Genomic DNA, 20,680 nt, shown 5'->3' with positions numbered 1-20,680 from the left:
TCGCGCATCACCCCGGAGCGACCTGCGGGCCCGCGCGGCGACCGGTCAGTGGTGCTCCTGCCGGACCGCGTCCGCGAGCCCGGCTCCGGTGGGTGACGGCGCAGGCCGCGCGGGCCGGGCGTAGACCCGCTGCACGACCAGCTCGAGCGGTCCGCGCTCGAAGCGACGCAGCCAGAGGGTCGCGAACAGCACGAGCGCCAGCGAGACCGCGGCCCACAGACCCACCACCCACCAGGGCCGCGCGTCGGCGAACCGGGTGGCGAGCCCGAGGCCCCAGTCGTAGCAGAGGACGCTCGCGAGCACGTTCTGGAGCACGTAGCAGGACAGCGCGGTCCGGCCGACGGCGGCGACCGCGCGCCGTGGTGCACCGCCGCGGCTGCGCAGGACGATGCCGGTGATCAGCCCGAGCAGGCCGAGGGCGATCAGCGGCGGGAGCACGTACCGGTCGACGAGCAGCCAGGCCGGGCCGGCGAACGCGGTCAGCAGGTTCAGCGGCGCCCCGACCCCGAAGCCGAGCACCATGAGCCGGCGGCGGATGCGCTCGCCGTCCGGGGTGTCGGCGAGGGCACCCGCGCGCACCAGCCGCGACCCCAGGAGGAACAGCACGGTGGCGGACGGCACGATCAGGACGAGCTCGATCCGGTAGAGCCCGGCGCTGTCGAGCCGCACGAGCACCTGCGCCCACCAGCTCGCCGTGGACGCCGTGGCCGGCTCCGGCACCTCCGGCCCACCCGGCAGCACGAGCAGCAGCGCCGTGACGGCCCCGATGCCGAGGAGGTAGAGGCCGCCGACCACCGCCATCCACGCGCGCACCACCCGGTCGCTGCGCCCCACGAGGTAGGCCACCAGGAGCGACGCGACCGCGTACCCCATGAGGACGTCGAACTCGAAGACGAGCACGTAGTGCACGAGCCCCTCGACGAACAGGATCCCCGCCCGCACCGGGTACCGGCCCGGCCACCGCGCGCCGCGACGCACCGCCGAGCGGTACTGCAGCTCGATGCCGACGCCGAACAGGAGCGTGAGCAGGGCGAGGAACTTGCCGTTGGCCAGCGTCCGGAGCGCCGTCTCGACGACGTCCGGCGCCGGCCCGCCGCCGGCGAACCAGGCGGTGGGCCCGCCCGGGTGGGCGAACAGCCACGCGTTCGAGGCGAACGTGCCCAGGATCGCGACGCCGCGCAGGACGTCCAGGGACGTGATCCGGGCGGGTGTGGTCGTGGGCGCGGCGAGGGCGGTGGGCATCGTCGGAGCACCTCCGGGGAGCGGGGCGTCGGGCACGACGACGACCCTGGCGCGGTGGGTCGCCCACCGTCGTCGGTCGTTCTGATGACGTGTGCGGCGCGCCGTACCCAGGTCGACGGACGCCGCCCCCGTGCTCGGCCGACGTGAGACGGTGGTCGCTCGCCGGTCCACGAGGTCGCCAGGGGGTGGGGGTGAAGGCCGTCGACAGCCGGGCTCTGGGCCTCGGACTCACCTGCCTGGGAGGCGCGCTGAGCGCGTGGGTGCTCGGTCGACTGACGAGGGTGCAGACGGCTCTCGTCTACGGCGGGGACCTGCGAGCGGCCGGCGGTGGGCTCAGGTCGAGCGTGGTCGACACGCTGCTGGACCGCTCGGGAGAAGCGCTCCTGGTCGCGGGGCTCGTGCTGATGGCCGTCTCCGCGGTCGACCGGGTCCGCACCCGGCGATCGCTGCTGCGCCCCGTGTGGCGGGAACCGCGCACTCGCGTGCAGAGGGCGACACGAACCGCTCTCGTCGCCGGCACGGTCCTGACCTGCGCGTGGCTCGTGGTCTACGCCCACACCACGGCACTGCCTGAACCGGGCACCGACTCCCCGTACCGGCCGCAGACCTTCCTGCCGGGGATGCTGCTCGCCGGCGGGCTCGTCGGGTGGCTGACCGCCGCGGCGGGTGGCGTGGTGTCCGCGCTCCGGGGGAGCCCGCGCGACCAGCCCGGCCGTGCGAGCGTGCCTCACCTCGGGCCTTGACCCGCGTTGGCGTTCAGCGCCCCTCCGGCTCCGCCGCGTACTCCGCGTCGGTCACGTGCTCGCCCCAGACCGCGACGGCGGGCTGGGGGTGGCGACAGCGTCGATGTACACGCTGCGGGTGAACCACTCGGCGGGACCTCTGCCGGTCGCGGTCGGGTCGCCGGCCGAGCTGGGGACGATCTTCATCGGGCACTCCTTCGCGGTACGGGTGCCGGCCGCGCCGGGGTGGTGCGCGTGCGGCCGGCTCGCGACGACGCTACGGCGCGCGCCGCGACGCCGACAGGCCCTGTCGGTGCGCCCCTTCAGCGGGCGCCGGTCAGCCCGGGACGCGCTCGCCGGTCGGCGTCGAGTACTGCGCGACGAGCTCGCGCTTCAGCACCTTGCCGGAGCCGCCGAGCGGCAGCGTCTCGACGAGGTGCACGACGCGCGGGTACTTGTAGGCGGCGATCCGCTCGCGCGTGAAGTCGACGATCTCCTGCGCGGTCGCGGTGCGGCCCGGCATGAGGACGACGGCGGCGTGGACCTCCTGGCCGTGCGCCTCGTCCGCGACGCCGAACACCGCGGCCTGCGCGACTGCCGGGTGGCGCACCATCGCGTCCTCGACCTCGCTCGGGTACACGTTGTAGCCGTTGCGGACGATCATGTCCTTCTTGCGGTCGACGATCGTGACGATGCCCTCGGCGTCGACGGTGCCGAGGTCGCCGGTCCGGAACCAGCCGTCGACGACGGCGGCCGCGGTCGCCTCCGGGTTGCCCAGGTAGCCCTTGAACAGGTTGTGCCCGCGCACGACGACCTCGCCGAGCTCGCCCGGCCCGAGCAGCTCGATCCGGCCCTCGACCTCGGAGTCCGCGATCTCCACGTCGACGCCCCACAGCGGTCGCCCGACGGTGCCCGGCCGGATCGGCTCGCCGACGTAGTTGAACGACACGGTCGGCGCCGTCTCCGTGAGGCCGTAGCCCTCGTGCACCTCGGCGCCGAACGCCGCCGCGAACGCCTCGAGCAGCGCGACCGGCAGCGCGGCGCCGCCCGAGACCGCGTACTTGAGCGGCGGCCGGTCCGGCGTGCGCGCGGCGGCCTGGACCATGCCGAGGAACATCGTCGGGACGGCCGTGAACACGGTCGCGCGGTGCTTGACGAGCAGCGCGAGCGCCTCGTCGGCGTCGAACCGGGGGAGCAGCACGATCGCGGCGCCGCGGCGGAACGCGGTGTTGAGCACCGCCGACTGGCCGAAGGTGTGGAAGAACGGCAGCCCGCCGAAGACCACGTCGTCCGGCTGGACGTCCGCGGTGTCGAGGAGCGTGACGTGCACCTGCTCGACGAGGGCCAGGTGCGAGGCGACCGCGCCCTTGGGACGGCCCGTCGTGCCGCTCGTGTACAGGACCGTCGCCGGGGCGAGCGGGTTCACCGACGCGTACGTGCGGACCGGCTCGGCGGCGTCGGCCTCGTCCTCCAGGCGGGGCGCAGGGACCGCGGCGACGTGCGCGTCGGGGACCAGGACGGTCACGACGGGGACGCCGGCCGCCGCCGCGGCGGGCAGCGCCTCACCGAGCATCGGGGCCGCCGCGACGAGCAGCGTCGCGTCGCTGTCGCCCAGCACGTACTCGATCTCCTGCGCCTTGAACAGCAGGTGCACGGGCACGACGACCGCGCCGAGCGACAGGACCGCGTAGTAGACGCGCGCGAAGTCGGGCACGTTCGGCACGAGCATCGCGACGCGGTCGCCCGGGCCGACGCCGCGGTCCCGCAGCGCGCCGGCGTACGCGCGCGTGCGGTCCCACAGCGGGCCGTACGCCAGCGCCGCGTCGCCGACGTGGAACGCGACCCGGTCCGGGTGGCGGCGGGCGGTCTCGGCGAGGATCGCGGCGACGGACAGCGTGCCGTGGCCGGGGCCGGTGAGGATCGGGTCGAGCTCGGCGGTCATCTCGGGGTCCCTTCGCGTGCGGTGACTTCGGCGTGACTTCGGCGGGGGAGTGCGGGGCGAGCGGTGCGGTGCGGTCGTGTCGAGCGGGGTCCGTCACGTCGGGCGTGGTCGGAGCTCCGCCTTCCCGAGCGAGGAGAGGTGGACCTCGTCGGGCCCGTCGGCGATCCGCAGCGACCGCGCCGCGGCGTACATCGCGGCGAGGGGCTGGTCGTCGGAGAGCCCGGCCGCGCCGAACACCTGGATCGCGCGGTCCACGACCTGCTGCACCGCGCGCGGGACCGCGATCTTGATCGCCTGGATCTCGGTCATCGCCGCGCGGTTGCCGACCGTGTCCATGAGCCAGGCCGTCTTGAGCACGAGCAGCCGCAGCGCCTCGACCTGGATGCGCGACTCCGCGGCCCACTCCCGGACGACGCCCTGCTCGGCGAGCGGGCGGCCGAACGGCGAGCGGGACGCGGCGCGCTCGCGGACGAGGTCGAGCGCGCGCTCCGCCATGCCGAGCGCGCGCATGCAGTGGTGGATGCGGCCCGGTCCGAGCCGGGCCTGCGCGATCGCGAACCCGTCGCCCTCGCCGCCGAGCAGCGCCGACGCGGGCACGCGCACGTCCTCGAACGCGATCTCGGCGTGCCCGCCGTGGTCCCGGTCGTCGTAGCCGAGCACGGTGAGCGGGCGCACGACCCGCACGCCCGGGGTGTCGCGCGGGACGAGCACCATGCTCTGCTGCCGGTGCCGCGGCGCGTCGGGGTCGGTGGCGCCCATGACGACGAGCAGCGTCGCGCCGGGGTTCATCGCGCCCGTCGACCACCACTTGCGGCCCGTGACGACGAGGTGGTCGCCGTCGCGGCGGATGCGGGTCGCGATCTGCGTGGCGTCCGACGACGCGGCGCCGGGCTCGGTCATGCAGAACGCCGAGCGGGTCTCGGCGGCGAGCAGCGGCTCGAGCCAGCGCTCCTGCTGCTCGGGGGTGCCGAACTCCGCGAGGAGCTCCATGTTGCCGGTGTCGGGCGCCGCGCAGTTCGTCGCGACGGGACCCAGGCGCGGGCTGCGACCGAGCGCCTCCGCCACCGGCGCGTACTGCAGGTTCGTCAGCCCCGCGCCGCGCGGCCCGGGCAGGAACAGGTTCCACAGGCCCTGCGCCCGCGCGACCTCCTGCAGCTCGCGGACCACCGGGCGCGGGCCCCACTCGTCCGGCGTGGCGGCCACCTGCGCGTCGAGCACCGGCTCGGCGGGCAGGACGTGCTCGTCGAGGAACGGGCGCGTGCGCGCGAGGACGTCCCGGGTCCGCTCGTCGTACGCGAAGTCCACGCCCGCCCCTTTCAGCTCGCGCCGTCGAGGCGCGCGAGGCCCTCGTCGGCCAGCGGGAGGACCATCGCGCCGATCGCGTCGAAGCCCTCGCCCACGGTCTCGCCCGCCCTGAACCGGAAGTGCACGCCCTCGAGGATCACCGCGAGCTTGTACGCGGCGAACGCGCGGTACCAGGACAGGTCGGGGACCGGCGAGCCCAGCCGGGCGGCGTACGCGTCGGCGAGCTCGGCGAAGTCCGGGTACCCCGCGGCGGGGTCGACGGCGCTCGCGGTCAGGCCGTCGGGCGGCGCGATCCGGCGGATGTCCCAGTACAGGCCGAGCATGCCGAGGTCGACGGCGGCGTCCCCGAGCGTGGCCATCTCCCAGTCGAGCACGGCGGCGACGTGCACGCCGCCCGCCCGGGAGACGAGCGCGTTGTCGAGGCGGTAGTCCCCGTGCACGAGTCCCGTCCGCACCGTCTCGGGCACGTGCTCGCGCAGGCGCTCCTGCAGCGCGTCGAGCGCGGGGAGGTCACGCGACCGGGAGCCGTCGTACTGCCGGCCCCAGCGGTGCAGCTGCCGGCCCAGGTAGCCGTCGGGGCGGCCGAGGTCCGCGAGCCCGACGGACGCGGGGTCGAGGGTGTGCAGCTCGGCGAGCAGCTCCCCGAGCTCGAGGCTCACGGCCCGGAGCTCGGCGGGGGAGTAGGCGGCGTTCTGCGCGGGGTCGGAGATCGCCTCGCCCTCGACCCGCTCCATGACGAAGAACGGCGTCCCCGTCCCGGCGCTGCCGTCCGTGTCGTCGACGAGGTCCACGGTCGCGGGGACGGGGACGCGGGTGCCGCCGAGCGCGTGGATCACGCGGTGCTCGCGGGCCATGTCGTGCGCGGTCTCCTGCACGTGGCCCAGCGGGGGTCGGCGCAGCACGAGCGGGACGCGCGCTCCGTCGACCCGGTACGTGAGGTTGCTGCGGCCGCCCGCGAACAGGGTCGCGCGCAGGGGCTCGCCGGTCGCGAGGTCGGGGTGCGTGCGGCGGAGCCAGGCGTCGAGGCGGGCGACGTCGAGGCCGGGCGGGTCGGCGGGCCGGGAGCGGTCCGGGGTGCGCAGCGCGGGCGGCTGGGGCAGCGCGGGGACGGCCGCGGCGGCGGTGTCCGGGACCGGCTGCGTCATGCGCTGCCACCTCCGTGCTCGGGACGGGCGCCGGCGCCCGTCCCGAGCAGCATACCGGACAGTCGGTATGCCTGGTGACGCTCGGCCCTGCTCGCTCTGCTCCGCGCGGTGAGGGCAGCGCGGTGCGGTGCGGTGTGCCGCGGGGCCGAGCGGCTCAGCGACGCGGGGGCTACCCCCGTGCGTCGGGCACCCGAGCCGCGACGCCGTCGAGGATCACGTCGAGGCCGAAGCGCCACGTGTCGAACCCGGCGACGCCGGCGGCCTCCGCCGCGCGGATCCGCGGGAACGCCGAGCCGCTCTCGCGCAGCAGCACGCGCATCTCCGCCCCGACGTCGTCGGCGGTCGTCCAGTACTGCGTCCCCGTGAGCTCGCGCGACAGCGTCGACCGCGTGTGCGAGAAGAGCAGGGTGATGACCGCCCGGAGCGCGTCCCCCGTCAGCCCGCTGCTCGCGAGCGCCGCTGCGGCGGCCTCGCTCCACGCGATCTCGCGCGGCCCCATCACGCGGTTGCCGATCGTCGCTGCCGGGAGCCACGGGTGCGCGAGCCAGGTCTCCCGGAGCTCGGCCCCCCACGCCGCCGTCGCGGCCCGCCAGTCGTCGTCCGCCCCCACCTCGGGCGGCACGCCGACGGCCTGCTCGACCGCGACGGCGACGAGCTCGTCCTTGCTCCCGACGTACCGGTACAGCGCCATCTTCGAGACGCCGAGGCGGTCCGCGACCTTCTGCATCGACACGGCGTGCAGACCGTCGGCGTCCGCCACGGTGATGGTCTCCGCGGCGATGCGCGCGAGGTCGAGCGAGGGGCGCGGCCCGCGCGCCGGGAGGACGGGCTCGCCCCAGAGCAGCCGGGCGAGGCCCTCGTGCGGGGCGGTGCGGGCGTCGTCGGGACGGTCAGGCACGTGGCTCCGCGACGAGCCGCAGGATCGTGACGCCGGTGTCGAGGGTCGTCGCCCCGGCGTGCGTGAAGCGGAGGAGCTGGTCCCCCGGGCTGAAGAGCAGGTCCTCCGGGTCGGCGGTCCGGGCCAGGACGGGGTGCACCCAGACGTGCACCTCGTCGAGCAGCCCCGCCTCCGCCAGCGCGTACGCGATCGACCCGAACCCGTAGGTCAGGATGTGGCCGTCGCCGTCGATCCGGAGCTTCTCGACCGCCGCGACCGGGTCGTCGGTGACGGTGACGGTGTTGTGCCAGGTCCCCTCGGTCAGCGTCCGCGACACCAGGAGCTTGGGGATCTCGTACATCCGGTGGTTGTAGGCGTCGTCCGACGGGCTGTTCCAGTACGGGGTGAAGCCCTCGTACGTCCGCCGGCCCTGCAGCAGGACGTCGCTGCGGCTCAGCAGCTCGGTCTGGTAGGCGGCGGCCTGCTCGTTGAAGTACGGGAGCGACCACTTCTCGGGGTGGTCGATGACCCCGTCGAGCGAGGCGTACACGGTGGCGACGGTCGTGCGCATGGGTGGCCCTCTCCGTGGGGCGGACCTCTGCGTCCGCCGGATACGGTTTACGGTAGACGCAGTTGTGCCGCCCGCGCTACCCCCTCGCACGCGGTCGTGGTGCTGCCGAGGGCGTGAGCCGGGCGGGGGCCGGGCGTGGAGCCTCGTGTGGCCGGCCGTCAGGCCCCGACGTCCTCCCGCGACGTCCGCGCGAGCCGCTCGACGAGGTCGTCCGGGATCGGCTTGCGCGGCGTGAACGTGATGCCGGTCTTGGTCGCCTTCAGGCCGGCGGCCGCGATCTCGTCCGCGAGCGCCGAGACGGCCCCCGGGAGGACGTACAGCCCGCACTGCTTGCTGAACGCCGCGTAGCTCGCGACGACCGAGCCGTCGACCCGGAACCCGGGCATGTCGTAGGCCACGATCTCCTCCGCGTCCGGCAGGGCGCGGGCCAGGAGCGCGCGCAGCCGAGTCAGCGCGGGCCGGAACGGCTCGGGCGCCGCGGCGATGTAGGCGTCGTGGTCGGCGGGCGTCGTCATGGCTGCCTCTCCCTGCGAGGGTGTGCGTCCCATCGTGCCGAGCACGGGCGCCGCTTCGCCAGGGTCCCGCGCCGAGGTCACCGGCGCGCCTCGCGCCGGACGTTGACGAGCGTCAGCACACCACCGACCGCCGGCACCAGCGCCAGGACGCGCGTGCGCGGCAGGAGGTCCCGGCCGAGCAGCGCGGTGGTCGCCACCGCGAGATAGAGCGAGCCGTGCACCGGGCCGAGCGTCGACGTCACCGCGTCCGCGTGCACCGTCGCGAGGTTGCCCAGCAGCACGAGCACGGTCACGGTCTCGAGCGCGGACAGCACCTCGAGCGCGCGCAGCAGCGGCCTCACGCGTCGTGTCCCGGCCGAACGACCATGAGCACCACGACGACGACCCAGACCACGTTGAACGCCCCGGCGAGCCCGCGCAGCGATCGCAGGCGCGTGCCGTCGTCCGGGGTCCGCAGCGCGTCCTGCTGCATCGGCGTGATGCGCAGGGCGAGCAGGCCGCCGGCGAGCGCCGTGAGCACCATCGCCGCGACGATCCAGACCTCGGTCAGGCGGCCCTGCACCGCCGCGAGCACGAGCCCGACGAGCGGGACCGCGAGCGCGAGCGTCCCGTACAGCCGGGTCACGCGGTGCAGGACGTGCGCGACGGCGGCGCTGCGACCGTCGTGGGGTGGGCCGTCGTCGGCGGCGGCGTGGGCGCCGGCCGGCACCGGGGCGTAGCGCGGGAAGAGGCTCGTGGTGACGGCCACGGGCCCGACGAAGAGGATGCCCGCGACGACGTGCGCCGCCAGGAGGAAGCGTTCCATACCTTCAGTCTAACTGAAGGTGGCGCGCCTCACCGTCGCCTCGAAGTCGTCGCGCAGCGCGTCCACGAGGCTCGGGTGCGCCTCGGCCATCCGGGCGTCGAGCGCCGCGACCCGCGCGCCGGCGTCCGCGAGCAGCCGCTCGCCCGCCTCGGTGACGCGCAGGCTCGACGCGCTCCCGGCGTGCGCCGTGGCGTCCTCGACGAGCCCCGCCGCGGTGAACGCCGCGACGGCGGTGTGCGCGCTCTGCACCGTGATCCGGGAGCGCCGCGCGAGCTCGCTGAACGAGATCCCGGGCGTCCCGCGGATGTGGCCGAGGAGCCCGTACTTGCGGGTCGTCAGGCCCAGCGGCTTCAGCGCCTCGGCGAGGGCCGCATCCCAGACCCTGCCGACCGTCAGCAGCGTCACGGTGGGACTGAACCTGAGCTCCTGGGCCATGCGAGCAGGCTAGGCGCGGGTCCTCGCGCGGGGCGATCCGCCGTCCGTGCTCACCGCTCCACCGCGACGAGCCCGGCGACGACCGGCCCGACGACGACGAGGTACATGAGCGCGAAGAACACGGTGTGCGTGACGCAGAACCCGACGAGCGCACCCGCGTGCCGCTCGGTCACCACGTGGCCGTACAGCCTGCGGACCAGCGCGCGCGGGTGGGTCACGTCCCAGCTGTTCAGGCGCAGGTACCGGCCCAGGTACATCCCGAGCGACACCAGGAGCAGCAGGACCCCGACCACGACGCGCCCGTCGGCCGTCTGCAGCCCGGCCGCGTGGTCACCGTGCCGGAGGATCGCGTAGCCGGCGTGCAGGGTGAACACGTTGAGCACCGTGGTGAGCACGCCGGCCATCGCCAGGCTGATGACGAGCGCGATGTCGAACCACATCGGCACGCCGTCGCCCTCGCGGCGGTGGCTGAGGTTGAGCTCGGTCACGAGGTACCCGGCGTTCGGCAGGAGGAGCAGCCAGACGAGCGTCGTGACACCGGCGACCGCCCACATCGCCCAGTCCGGGCCCCCCGCGACGCGCACGACGAGTGCCGCGCCCCAGCCGAGCACCAGGACCACCAGCGGCGCCGCGCACAGGACGACGTTCAGCAGCATGGGGCGGTACAGCCGCGTGCGGAAGGCCCGTGACCGGGCGACGACGAGCACCACGGCGAACACGTCCATGCCGAGGACCCCGAGGATCAGGCTGTCCAGCACGCGCGCTCACCGCCCCGGGGCGGTGGAGGACGGCGTCTCATGCACCGTCGCCCGGCACGGCGGTTGCCCGGCGTGAGGGCGCCACGACCTCGAGCCGGTGCCAGCTCCACCACAGCAGCAGGACGGTCGCGCCGGACCCGAAGGCGGCGAGCGACTGCAGCGCGAGGTACACGTTGTACTCCACGACCGGGTCGCGCCCGAGCACGTCGCTCGACGCCACCAGCAGGAGCACGCCGAGCGCGAGCGACACGACCGCGCCGAGAGCGAGCGGGGCGACCACGAGAACGATCCGGGCGCGGTGGCGCGGCAGCTCGACCGCACGCACGAGCCCGCGCCGGTGCAGCCACAGCGCTGCGAGCGACGCGATCACGAGCGTCACCCCGGCCGAGCCGAGCGTGTCGCTGAGGCGGTGCCACTTCGACTCCAACGTGTACCCGGCGATCGCGACCGCCCAGGACGCCACGACGAACATCACCACGCCGCGTGTGCGCCACGTCGCGAGCAGCAGCGCCGCGGCGAGCACGGTGAGCGCGATCGTGGTGTGTCCGCTCGGGAAGCTGTTGCCGGTGTAGGCCTCGGAGGCCTCGACGAGCGCCGGGCGCGGCAGCACGACGCGCTTGAGGCCCTGGGTGACGACCTGCCCGGCGACGATCGTCCCGACCGCCGCAGCCGCCAGCGGCACCGAGCGCCGCGCGAGCCCCACGACCGCGACGAGCACGCACGCGAGCCCCAGCGAGACGACCGTGATCCCGGCGAGCGCCTGGTCGGACTCGGCGAGGCTCCGTTCGGGGACCTGGTCGGCCCCGCGCAGCGCCGCGTTCTCCAGCGCCTGCCCCGGCGCGGTCAGCACGAACCCGACGTACGAGGCGAGGAGCACCGCGGTCCCGACGCCCACGAGGACCCACCAGCGACGCCGCGGGTCGCGTCCGGACGGCCTGGTGCCCTGCTCCCGCTCGACCGTCCTGGGTCCCGTGGTCACGGCGCCAGTCTGTCGAGGACTCCTGCCGGGTGCCACAGCCACGAGACGTCGGCGTGTCGGTGGTCCGACGCCGAGCTGCCCGACGTGCGGGTCCCGGGCTGCGCGTCAGACCACGAGGTCCCGCTCGATCGCCGCGCGGATCGGCTCAGGGATCGGTGCGGGGCGGCGCGAGTCCCGGTCGACGAACACGTGCACGAACCGCCCGGTCGCGATCGGCTCGGGGTCGTCCGCGCGCAGGATGCCGAGCTCCCACGTGACGCTCGTCGTCCCCACGCGCCCCGCGCGCAGGCCGACCGCGAGCGGCTCCGGGAACGACGCGGGGGCCCGGAAGTCGCACGACGACGAGACGCAGAACGCGATGCGGTCGCCGTCCAGCGGGTCGAGCCCGGCGCCGATCATCCAGACGTTCACCGTCGTGTCCATCGCCTCGTAGTAGACGGTGTTGTTGACGTGGCCGTACTGGTCGTTGTCGTTCCAGCGCGTCGGGAACGGTGCGTGGTGGCCGTAGGTCATCGGGGCTCCTCGGGGCGCAGGACGAGGTCGAACGCGGCGCGGGCGCGCTCGGCGCTCGGCGCGTCGCCCGTGATGAGGTCGGCGTACGTGAACGACTCCGAGACGCGCACGAGCAGGTAGGCGAGGTCGGCCGGGGCGATGTCGCGCCCGAACGGTCGGTCGCCGAGCTCCTGGCGCACGAGCTGCTCGACGACCGCGACGTAACGGCGCTGGATCTCGCTGCCGTCGGTCGTGAGCAGGCGCAGGGCCCGCGCGGGCTCACGGCGCAGGAACGAGCGGAAGTAGTCGGCGGTGATGAGGTCGTGCGCGAACGAGGTGAGGATCGCGACGACCCGGTCGGCGCCGGAGCGCCCGTGCGTCGCGACGTCGGCCTGCTCGAGGGTCGGGACGGCGAGCGACCACAGCACCTCGGACAGCAGCGCGTCGCGGTTGCCGACCCAGCGGAACAGCGACGTGCGGTCGACCCCGAGCCGGGCCGCGAGCCGGCCCATGTCGATGCGCTCACCGGCGATGAACGTCTCGCGGGCGAACCGGAACGCCCGGACGGCGTCCTCGTGCGCGCCGTCCTCGAGGCGCTCGGACAGCCAGGACGGCGCGACCGCGGTGCCGACCCGCGCGAGCGTGCTCCGGTGCGTGGGGACCGTCATGCGCCGCACTCTAACCCCGGTCGTGGAGGGGGTTGCAACAGTCTCGCGAATGATGCAACCCTGGCGAGGGGACGCGTGCGCACCGGGGCGCAGCGCGCCGATCGACGACGATCGAGGGCCGAGATGACCGACACCGCCACGACGCACCACGCCGCCACGGAGAGCACCGCCGCGCCCGAGGCCGACGGCGCCACCGTCGAAGGGGCCGTCGTCCACGGCGCCGAGGCCGGGACCGCCACGACGAGCGCCGCAGCGACCGCGACGGCCGGCCCGGCCGCCGGAGCACCCACCGTGCCCGGCACCGACCGTCTCGCCGCCGACTTCTACGCGTTCCAGGACGAGCTCACCCCGGTCGAGCTCGACGCGTCGCTGCGCCTGCGCGACTTCATGGAGCGCGAGGTCCGGCCCATCGCGACCGACTACTGGGACCGCGCCGAGTTCCCGACGCAGATCATCCCCGGGCTCGCCGAGCTCGGGATGTTCGGCGCGAGCTGGCCCGAGACCCAGCGCTTCGAGAACAGCGCCGTGTGGCGCGGCTGGGCGGCGCTCGAGCTCGGGCGGGTCGACCCGTCGACGGCGACGTTCGTCGGCGTGCAGAGCGGGCTGTCGATGAGCTCGATCGCGATCGGCGGCTCGCCCGAGCAGCGCGCGCAGTGGCTGCCGCCCATGGGCCGCGGGGAGCTCATCGGCGCGTTCGGCCTGACCGAGCCGCTGTCCGGCTCCGACTCCTCGAAGGGCCTGCGCACGACCGCCGAGCGCCACGGCGACACGTGGGTGCTGAACGGCGCCAAGCGCTGGATCGGCAACGCGACGTTCGCCGACGTCGTCGTCATCTGGGCGCGCGACGTCGCCGACAACCAGGTCAAGGGCTTCCTCGTCCGCCGCGGGACCCCCGGGTTCACGACCACGAAGATCGAGCGCAAGCAGGCGCTGCGGATCGTGCAGAACGCCGACATCACGCTCGACGGCGTCCGGGTCGACGAGGCGGACCGCCTGCCGAACATCCACTCGTTCCGCGAGGTGGCGCTCGTGCTGCGGCTCACGCGCGCCGAGGTCGCCTGGCAGGCCGTCGGCGTCTCCGTCGGCGCGTACGAGGCCGCGGTCCGGTACGTCGCCGAGCGCCGGCAGTTCGGCCGGCCGCTCGCCTCGTTCCAGCTCGTGCAGGACCGGCTCGCGCAGTGCCTCGGCAACATCACCGCGAGCATCGCGCTGTGCCTGCAGGTCTCGCGCCTGCAGGACCAGGGCCGCCAGGGCGACGAGCACGCCGCGCTCGCCAAGGGGTTCGCGACGAGCCGCATGCGCGAGACCGTCGCGTGGTGCCGCGAGCTGCTCGGCGGCAACGGCATCGTGCTCGACCACGGGGTCGCCAAGTTCTTCGCCGACGCGGAGGCCGTCTACTCCTTCGAGGGCACCCGCGACATGAACAACCTCATCGTCGGCCGCGCGATCACCGGGGTCAGCGCGTTCGTCTGACCGCCACCGCCCCCTGAGAGACCGCCCGTCCGTCCCGTCGTCGTCCACGAGAGGACCGCCCGCCATGCCCGAGGCCTACGTCGTCGCCACCGCCCGCTCACCCATCGGCCGCGCGTTCAAGGGCTCGCTGCGCAGCCTGCGCCCCGACGACCTCGCCGCGGCGATGGTCCGCGCCGCGCTCGACCAGGTGCCGGGGCTCGACCCCGCACGCGTCGACGACCTCCTGCTCGGCTGCGGCATGCCCGGCGGCGAGCAGGGCATGAACATGGCGCGGGTCGTCGCGGTGCTGCTCGGGCTCGACACCGTGCCCGGCACGACCGTGAACCGGTACTGCTCGTCGAGCCTGCAGACCACGCGCATGGCGTTCCACGCGATCAAGGCCGGCGAGGGTGACGTGTTCGTGTCCGCGGGCGTCGAGTCGGTCAGCCACGCGGCCCGCGGGTCGAGCGACTTCGTCCCCGGCGAGGACCTGACCAACCCGGTGTTCGCGGAGGCCGTCGAGCGCACCGCCCGGTCCGCGAAGGGCGGCAGCACGTGGCACGACCCGCGGGACGACGGCGAGCTGCCCGACGTCTACGTCGCGATGGGTCAGACGGCCGAGAACGTCGCCCAGCGCACCGGCACCACCCGCCGCGACCAGGACGAGTACGCCGCGTCGAGCCAGAACCGCGCGGAGGCGGCGATCGCGAGCGGCTTCTGGGAGCGGGACATCACGCCGGTCACGCTCGCGGACGGCACGGTCGTGTCGCGCGACGACGGTCCCCGCGCGGGCGTCACCGTCGAGGCGCTCTCCGCCCTGGACCCCGTGTTCCGGCCCGACGGCACCGTCACCGCCGGCAACTGCTGCCCGCTCAACGACGGCGCCGCCGCGGTCGTCGTGGTCAGCGACCGGGTCGTCGACGAGCTCAGCCTGACGCCGCTCGCGCGCATCGTCTCGACCGGCGTGAGCGCGCTGTCGCCCGAGGTCATGGGCCTGGGCCCGGTCGAGGCCAGCCGGCGGGCGCTCGCGCTCGCCGGACTCTCGATCGGCGACATCGACCTCGTCGAGCTCAACGAGGCGTTCGCCGCGCAGGTCCTGCCGTCCGCACGCGAGCTCGGCATCGATCTCGACCGGCTCAACGTGCACGGCGGCGCGATCGCCGTCGGCCACCCGTTCGGCATGACCGGCGCCCGGCTCACGAGCACGCTGCTGCACGGCCTGCAGGAGCGTGACGGGACGCTCGGGCTCGAGACGATGTGCGTCGGCGGAGGGCAGGGCATGGCGATGGTGGTCGAGCGACTCTCCTGAGCGGCCGCGGGTCGCCGGAGCGGCGGCCGTCCGGGCCTCGACGCGGGCGGCCGGCGTGCCGATGACGGGACGGCGCTCCCGTGCGCAGCGGACCAGGCGGCGACCCTCGACGGCCCGGTCGACCGCTCTCCGGGCGGTGCGTCACGGACGCCACTCCTCCCGGTAGTCCGGGTGGTCGGCGTGCACCTCGGCGTACCAGCGCAGCACGCGGTCGTAGGTCGAGGCGGCGACGAGCTGCATCGACGCCATCGTCGACTCGGCCGCCGCGAGCGTGTCGACGCCGACGAACGGGATCCCCGCCGCGACCGCCGCGGCGCTCTCGGCCGTGACCGCGCGGTAGGCGTCCACGACGTGCCGCTGCGCGGCGCAGCCGGCGAGCACCCGCTCCGGCGAGCCGGCCGATCCGGACGGGCCGGCCAGGACCGGCGCGCCGGCGCGGGCAGAGGCGCCGGCCGCGCGACGTCCCCGGGCGTCGTCCTCGTCCTCGTCGAGCCGCGCGAGCAGGAAGTCCGTGAGCTCCATGCCCGCCATCCTCGCTCCCCGGACCGTGTGCCGGACCGGGCGCGCGGCGCGCGAGTCAGGCCGGCACGAACAGCGCGATGGTCCGCGCCACGAGCGCCGGCCGCTGTGCACCCTCGATCTCGACGGTCACGGTCGACGACACGCGCACGCCCTGCGCGGTCGGCTCGGCGCTCTCGACCACCGTCGTCGCCCGGACGCGCGACCCCGCGAGCACGGGCTGCAGGAACCGCACGCGGTCGAGCCCGTAGTTGACGACCATCGCGGTCCCGCCCACGTCGAGCAGCCCGGCGGTGAGCGCGGGGACCAGCGCGAGCGTGAGGAAGCCGTGCGCGACGGGCCCGCCGAACGGCGACTCGGCGGCGGCGCGCTCGGGGTCGACGTGGATCCACTGGTGGTCGTCGGTCGCGTCGGCGAACAGGTCGATGCGCCCCTGGTCCACGACCCGCCACTCCCCGGTGGCGGACCGCCCCACGGCGCTGCCGAGGGACGCGGGCGAGGCGACGGTGATGGCGGTCATGCGCGCGGCCCCCCGGCGACGTAGAGGACCTGGCCGGACACGTACGACGCGCCCTCGGAGCAGAAGAACGAGACGGCGGCGGCCACGTCCTCGGGCTGCCCGACCCGGCGCACCGGGACGTCCTTCGCGGCCGCGGCGAGCAGGTCGGCGTACGGCACCCCGGTGCGGTCGGCCACGGCGCGCATCATGTCGGTCTCGATGACGCCCGGCGCCACGGCGTTCACCGTGACGCCGAACGGCCCGAGCTCGATCGCGAGCGTCTTGGTGAACCCCTGCATCCCGGCCTTCGCGGCGGCGTAGTTCGCCTGGCCGCGGTTGCCGAGCGCCGACGTGCTCGAGAGGTTGACGACCCGTCCCCAGCGCGCCGCGACCTGGTGCTGCTGCACCGCGCGGCTCACGAGGAACGCGCCGCGCAGGTGCACCGAGAGGACGGCGTCCCAGTCGTCGGCCGACATCTTGAACAGCAGGTTGTCGCGGAGGATCCCCGCGTTGTTGACCAGGACGGTCGGCGGCCCGAGCTCGTCGGCGACGCGCGCGACGGCGGCGGTGACCGCGTCCTCGTCGGCCACGTCGGCGCCCACGGCGAGCGCGGTGCCGCCCGACTCCCGGATCGCGGCTGCGGTGGCCTCCGCGTCGGCCTCGCGCAGGTCGAGCACGGCGACCCCGTACCCGTCGGCGGCGAGCCGGCGGGCGGTCGCGGCGCCGATGCCGCGGGCGGCGCCGGTCACGAGGGCGGTGCGGGCAGTCGTCACGGGGTGGTCCCTTCGTCGAACGTGAGGAGCTGGCGGAGCTCGCCACCGGCCGCGAGGCGGTCCATGGCGGAGTCGAGGCCGTCGAGCGTGACCCGGGAGGACACGAGCCGCTCGAGCGGGAGGCGGCCCGCGCGCCACAGGTCGACGTACGCGGGGATGTCGCGCGCGGGCACGGCAGACCCGAGGTAGGAGCCGATGACCGTGCGGGCCTCGGCGGTGAGCGTGAGCGGCGAGACGGCAGCGCGCGCGTCGGGGGACGGCAGCCCGACGGTCACGGTGGTGCCGCCCGGGGAGGTCAGGGCGAGCGCGGTCTCGAACGCGCGCACGGACCCGGCGGCCTCGACGACGACGGGCGCGCGCACGCCGCGGTCGAGCGCGTCGGCGGGGGTGTGCGCGGCGGCGGCTCCTAGCTCCACGGCCGTCGCGAGCTTCTCCGGCACCGGGTCGACGCCGACGACGTCGTGCCCGAGCGCCACGGCCACGAGCAGCGCGGCCATGCCGACACCGCCGAGCCCGACGACGACGACCGTCTCCCCGGGCCGGGGCCGTCCGGCGTTGACGACCGCGCCGCCGCCGGTGAGCACCGCGCAGCCGAGCAGGGCCGCGACGTCGGGCGGGACGTCGGGGTCGACGCGTACGACCGACGTGCGGCTGACGACGGCGTGCGACGCGAACGCCGAGACGCCGAGGTGGTGGTGCACGGGGGAGCCGTCGCGGTGCAGCCGCGTGCCGCCGCCGACGAGGGTCCCGGCGGCGTTGGCCGCGCTGCCCGGGCCGCACGGGAGGCGGCCGTCGGTCGCGCACGCGGGGCACGCACCGCAGCGGGGCAGGAACGTGAGCACGACGCGGTCGCCGAGAGCGAGGTCGTCGACGCCCGTGCCGAGCGCGGCGCCGGGGCTGTCGCCGAGCGCGGCGACGACCCCGGCGGCCTCGTGGCCGAGCAGCATCGGCACCGGGCGGACGCGGCTGCCGTCGACGACGGACAGGTCCGAGTGGCACACGCCCGCGGCCTCGATCCGGACGAGGACCTCGCCGGGTCCGGGCTCGTCGAGGTCCAGGCGCGAGACCGTGAACGGGCGCGACGCGGCGAACGGCGGGGTGCTGCCCGAGCGCTCGAGCACGGCTCCGACGATCTGCACGCGTGACCTCCCGTCGGCGTCGCCATCGACGCCTCGACACATACCGACTGCCCGGTATGTGTGACCCTACCGCACCGGCTGCCGGTCGGGGGAAGGCCCGGCGCCCTCCCGCGGGGCCGCTGCGGGGGCGGGTCAGGAGTGGCTCCGGGCGCCGTCGCCGCCGGGCCGCCGCGCGGGCCGCCCCGTCAGCAGCCCGCGACCTCGTACCCGCACAGCCGCTCCCACGCCCGCTGGGTCTGCGCCACGGTCGCCGTGCGGGCGTTCCCGACCGTGCGCTCCCCGCCCTCGCCCGAGACGAGCGTCACCGCGCTGCCCCGGCGGGTCACGGCGAGGTAGGTGCCGAGCCCGGCGTCGTCGCCCGGCTCGTAGTACCAGGTCGCGAGCCCGTGGCCCTGTGCGCCGACGGCGACGGGCTCGACCGCGAAACCGCCGCCCGAGCCGCTCTCGTCGATGCACGCACCCAGCGCCTCGACGAGCGCCGTGGCCGCCGCGACCGCCTCGTCGGCCGTCGCGAACGCCGCGACCTGCTGGACCCCGACCACGGTCTCCTCCATCCCGTCGCCGTGCGCGTGCGTGCGCATGGCGGTGGCCGCCGCCGGCGCCCCGACGTCGCCGCACGAGTCCGGGATGCGCCACGGCTCGACGGCCGTCGTCTCCGTGAACGCGTCGGTCGACGCCTCGAACACCTCGGCCGGGAGCAGGACGTCGGCGGGGACGTCCGTGGGCGTCGCGGGCGCCGCGGTGGTGCTGGTGGGGGAGGGCGACGCGACGGGCGCCCCGGACGCGCTGGGGTCGGTCGGGGTCGCGCCGCCGTCCGCGGTGTCGTCCGGTGTGCACGCGACCGTGGTCGCGGCCAGGAGCAGTGCGACCACCGCTCCCTGCAGCCGGGAAGCGGTGGTCGTGGTCCTCGTTCGCGCCGTCTGCGTCATGGCTGCATCCTGCACCGTCGCCCCCGTGCGGGGGGCCGGGACCCGGATGCGGGAAGCCCTGACCGGACGGCCCTCACGGGGGGGAGGAGGGCCGTCCGGTCAGGAGTCGTCCCGGGCGTCAGGTGCGCGACGCGCCGGTGGGTGCGGTGCGGACGGTCAGAACGTCCACTGCTGGTTCGCCGCGCCGTGGCAGTCCCAGATGTTCAGCTTCTGGCCCTCGAAGACGGGGTTCCCGCCCTTGGCGTCGAGGCACCGGCCGGACTGCGGGTTGCGCAGCGTGCGTGCCGCGGAGTCGTACGTCCACTTCTGCGCGTTCGTGTTGTTGCAGTCCCAGAGCTGGACCGCGGTGCCGTTGGCGGTCGCGCCGCCCGCGACGTCGAGGCACTTGCCGAGGGCGCGGATGGTGCCGTCCGAGCCGCGCGTCCACTGCTGCGCGACGTTGCCGTTGCAGCTCACGACCTGCGCCGGGTTGCCGTTGTGGGTCTGGCCCCACGGCACGTCGAGGCAGAGCGAGCTCGCCACGCGGATCGTCCCGGTCCCGGTCGGCAGCGCGCCGCCCCCGCCACCGCCGCCGCCGTTGGCGCCGTTGTCGTAGACGCGGACGTAGTCGACCTTCATCTGCTGCGGGAACTGCGTCGTCGCGTCGGGGTAGCCGGGCCACTGGCCGCCGACCGCGAGGTTGAGGATGAGGAAGTACGCCTTGTCGAAGACCCACTGGTTGGCGCCGACGCTGGCGCGCGTGACCTGGTGGTAGCGCTGGCCGTCGACGTACCAGGTGATCGTGCCGGGGGCCCAGTCGACCGCGAAGGTGTGGAAGTCGTCGGCGAACGCCCAGCCCTGCGGGTGCTGGTAGGTGCCGGTGATCCCGGCACCGCCCGAGTACCCCGGGCCGTGCACCGTGCCGTGCGCCCGGTGCGGCTCCTTGCCGACGATCTCCATGATGTCGATCTCGCCCGAGCTCGGCCAGGACACGGCCGGGAAGTCGGCGCCGAGCATCCAGAACGCGGGCCAGATGCCCTGGCCGCGCGCGACCTGGATGCGCGCCTCGACCCGGCCGTACCTGACCTCGAACTTGTCGTTGCTCTGCAGGCGGGCCGACGTGTAGGAGCCGTCGCCCTCGCGCCGTGCCGTGATCACGAGGTTGCCCGCGCCGTCGAGCGCGGAGTTGGCGCGCGACGTCGTGTAGTTCTGCAGCTCGGCGTTGCCCCAGCCGCCGGCGCCGGTGTCGTAGTTCCACACCGAGCCGTCGGGCGCCGAGCCGGCCGCGCCGTTGAACTCCTGCGACCAGATGACGTCGCCGACGGCCGAGGGGGCGGCTCCGAGGGCGGGGGCGGGGCCGGCTGCTGCGGGCAGCGTGCCGGCGAGGGTCGCGGCGCCGGCGGCGACGGTGGCGAGCGCGGCGGTGAGCCAGCGGCGTCGGGTCGTTCGGGGTTCGGGGGGCGCGAGCTGCATCGTCCGTCTCCTTCAGGTCCGCACGGGACCGGTCGGATCGTCCACCCGCGCGCCGTCCGCGGTGCGTCGTCGCACGGGAAGGCCGGGGCGTCGTCGTCCCGGCGGAGCGAGGCTATGGGTTACTGACCGGAAAGTACATACCCGACATCCGA

24 protein-coding genes are annotated in these 20,680 nt (G+C 75.1%); 3 read left to right on the top strand and 21 right to left on the bottom strand.

Features of this window, described 5'->3' with window-relative positions; translation table 11 throughout:
• Positions 1-45 precede the first annotated feature (45 nt).
• Positions 46-1,242: a DUF418 domain-containing protein gene (locus NXY84_RS21105; protein ID WP_258724995.1), complete on the bottom strand. Its 1,197-nt coding sequence runs from the start codon at positions 1,240-1,242 to the stop codon at positions 46-48.
• A gap of 281 nt (positions 1,243-1,523) precedes the next feature.
• Between NXY84_RS21105 and NXY84_RS21100 the strand changes: the two genes are divergently transcribed.
• Positions 1,524-1,985: a hypothetical protein gene (locus NXY84_RS21100; protein WP_258724994.1), complete on the top strand. Its 462-nt coding sequence runs from the start codon at positions 1,524-1,526 to the stop codon at positions 1,983-1,985.
• A 51-nt stretch (positions 1,986-2,036) separates the two neighbouring features.
• Here the strand turns inward: NXY84_RS21100 and NXY84_RS21095 are convergent, their stop codons facing one another.
• The 14 genes from NXY84_RS21095 to NXY84_RS21030 form a co-directional block, all read right to left on the bottom strand.
• Positions 2,037-2,171: a hypothetical protein gene (locus tag NXY84_RS21095; protein WP_258724993.1), complete on the bottom strand. Its 135-nt coding sequence runs from the start codon at positions 2,169-2,171 to the stop codon at positions 2,037-2,039.
• Positions 2,172-2,301: 130 nt separating this feature from the next.
• Entirely contained in the window at positions 2,302-3,906 is a 1,605-nt protein-coding gene (locus tag NXY84_RS21090; protein ID WP_396126350.1) for an AMP-binding protein, read from the bottom strand.
• A gap of 93 nt (positions 3,907-3,999) precedes the next feature.
• Positions 4,000-5,211, bottom strand: a complete 1,212-nt coding sequence (locus tag NXY84_RS21085; RefSeq protein ID WP_258724992.1) for an acyl-CoA dehydrogenase family protein — start codon at positions 5,209-5,211, stop codon at positions 4,000-4,002.
• Positions 5,212-5,222: 11 nt separating this feature from the next.
• A complete protein-coding gene (locus tag NXY84_RS21080; RefSeq protein WP_258724990.1) occupies positions 5,223-6,356 on the bottom strand; it encodes a phosphotransferase family protein in 1,134 nt (377 codons plus the stop codon).
• A 169-nt stretch (positions 6,357-6,525) separates the two neighbouring features.
• Positions 6,526-7,254 carry a TetR/AcrR family transcriptional regulator gene (locus NXY84_RS21075; RefSeq protein ID WP_258724989.1) on the bottom strand — a complete coding sequence of 243 codons (729 nt, stop codon included), beginning with the start codon at positions 7,252-7,254 and terminating at the stop codon, positions 6,526-6,528.
• On the bottom strand, positions 7,247-7,804 hold the full coding sequence (locus NXY84_RS21070; RefSeq protein WP_258724988.1) for a dihydrofolate reductase family protein: 558 nt from the start codon (positions 7,802-7,804) through the stop codon (positions 7,247-7,249). Before NXY84_RS21070 ends, NXY84_RS21075 begins: the two co-directional genes overlap by 8 nt.
• Before the next feature lie 158 nt (positions 7,805-7,962).
• Positions 7,963-8,319 (bottom strand): iron chaperone, encoded by a 357-nt coding sequence (locus tag NXY84_RS21065; RefSeq protein ID WP_258724987.1) that lies wholly within the window; start codon positions 8,317-8,319, stop codon positions 7,963-7,965.
• 77 nt (positions 8,320-8,396) lie between these two features.
• Entirely contained in the window at positions 8,397-8,660 is a 264-nt protein-coding gene (locus NXY84_RS21060) for a hypothetical protein (RefSeq protein ID WP_258724986.1), read from the bottom strand.
• Positions 8,657-9,124, bottom strand: a complete 468-nt coding sequence (locus NXY84_RS21055) for a hypothetical protein (protein WP_258724985.1) — start codon at positions 9,122-9,124, stop codon at positions 8,657-8,659. Before NXY84_RS21055 ends, NXY84_RS21060 begins: the two co-directional genes overlap by 4 nt.
• Positions 9,125-9,133: 9 nt before the next feature.
• Positions 9,134-9,559, bottom strand: coding sequence for a MarR family winged helix-turn-helix transcriptional regulator (locus NXY84_RS21050; RefSeq protein WP_258724984.1), 426 nt, complete (start codon positions 9,557-9,559; stop codon positions 9,134-9,136).
• Between the two features lie 50 nt (positions 9,560-9,609).
• Positions 9,610-10,317 (bottom strand): DUF1361 domain-containing protein, encoded by a 708-nt coding sequence (locus tag NXY84_RS21045; RefSeq protein WP_258724983.1) that lies wholly within the window; start codon positions 10,315-10,317, stop codon positions 9,610-9,612.
• A gap of 37 nt (positions 10,318-10,354) precedes the next feature.
• The gene (locus tag NXY84_RS21040; protein ID WP_258724982.1) at positions 10,355-11,296 is read right to left on the bottom strand and encodes a phosphatase PAP2 family protein; all 942 of its coding nucleotides are present in this window, start codon (positions 11,294-11,296) and stop codon (positions 10,355-10,357) included.
• Between the two features lie 105 nt (positions 11,297-11,401).
• Positions 11,402-11,809, bottom strand: coding sequence for an acyl-CoA thioesterase (locus tag NXY84_RS21035; RefSeq protein WP_258724981.1), 408 nt, complete (start codon positions 11,807-11,809; stop codon positions 11,402-11,404).
• Positions 11,806-12,456: a QsdR family transcriptional regulator gene (locus NXY84_RS21030; protein WP_258724980.1), complete on the bottom strand. Its 651-nt coding sequence runs from the start codon at positions 12,454-12,456 to the stop codon at positions 11,806-11,808. The genes NXY84_RS21035 and NXY84_RS21030 overlap by 4 nt, the downstream gene beginning before the upstream one ends.
• A gap of 123 nt (positions 12,457-12,579) precedes the next feature.
• On the opposite strand from NXY84_RS21030, the gene NXY84_RS21025 reads away from it, so the two are divergent.
• Both NXY84_RS21025 and NXY84_RS21020 read left to right on the top strand, forming a co-directional pair.
• Positions 12,580-13,929 (top strand): acyl-CoA dehydrogenase family protein, encoded by a 1,350-nt coding sequence (locus tag NXY84_RS21025; RefSeq protein WP_396126349.1) that lies wholly within the window; start codon positions 12,580-12,582, stop codon positions 13,927-13,929.
• Positions 13,930-13,993: 64 nt separating this feature from the next.
• Positions 13,994-15,217: an acetyl-CoA C-acetyltransferase gene (locus tag NXY84_RS21020; protein ID WP_258724979.1), complete on the top strand. Its 1,224-nt coding sequence runs from the start codon at positions 13,994-13,996 to the stop codon at positions 15,215-15,217.
• 141 nt (positions 15,218-15,358) lie between these two features.
• On the opposite strand, the gene NXY84_RS21015 is transcribed toward NXY84_RS21020, so the two are convergent.
• From NXY84_RS21015 to NXY84_RS20990, 6 genes are all read right to left on the bottom strand, one after another.
• Entirely contained in the window at positions 15,359-15,739 is a 381-nt protein-coding gene (locus tag NXY84_RS21015) for a DUF6221 family protein (protein WP_258724978.1), read from the bottom strand.
• 55 nt (positions 15,740-15,794) lie between these two features.
• Positions 15,795-16,256 carry a MaoC family dehydratase gene (locus NXY84_RS21010; RefSeq protein ID WP_258724976.1) on the bottom strand — a complete coding sequence of 154 codons (462 nt, stop codon included), beginning with the start codon at positions 16,254-16,256 and terminating at the stop codon, positions 15,795-15,797.
• A complete protein-coding gene (gene fabG, locus NXY84_RS21005; RefSeq protein WP_258724975.1) occupies positions 16,253-17,008 on the bottom strand; it encodes a 3-oxoacyl-ACP reductase FabG in 756 nt (251 codons plus the stop codon). The genes NXY84_RS21010 and fabG overlap by 4 nt, the downstream gene beginning before the upstream one ends.
• Entirely contained in the window at positions 17,005-18,147 is a 1,143-nt protein-coding gene (locus NXY84_RS21000; protein WP_258724974.1) for an alcohol dehydrogenase catalytic domain-containing protein, read from the bottom strand. The genes fabG and NXY84_RS21000 overlap by 4 nt, the downstream gene beginning before the upstream one ends.
• Positions 18,148-18,332: 185 nt before the next feature.
• Positions 18,333-19,076 carry a hypothetical protein gene (locus tag NXY84_RS20995; protein WP_258724973.1) on the bottom strand — a complete coding sequence of 248 codons (744 nt, stop codon included), beginning with the start codon at positions 19,074-19,076 and terminating at the stop codon, positions 18,333-18,335.
• Positions 19,077-19,232: 156 nt separating this feature from the next.
• The gene (locus NXY84_RS20990; protein WP_258724972.1) at positions 19,233-20,528 is read right to left on the bottom strand and encodes a family 16 glycosylhydrolase; all 1,296 of its coding nucleotides are present in this window, start codon (positions 20,526-20,528) and stop codon (positions 19,233-19,235) included.
• Positions 20,529-20,680: the final 152 nt, after the last annotated feature.

Source organism: Cellulomonas sp. NS3, assembly GCF_024757985.1.
Lineage (GTDB): Bacteria > Actinomycetota > Actinomycetes > Actinomycetales > Cellulomonadaceae > Cellulomonas_A.
The sequence above is the reverse complement of the archived record's forward strand: the minus strand, read 5'-3'. Positions and strand labels throughout refer to the sequence as shown.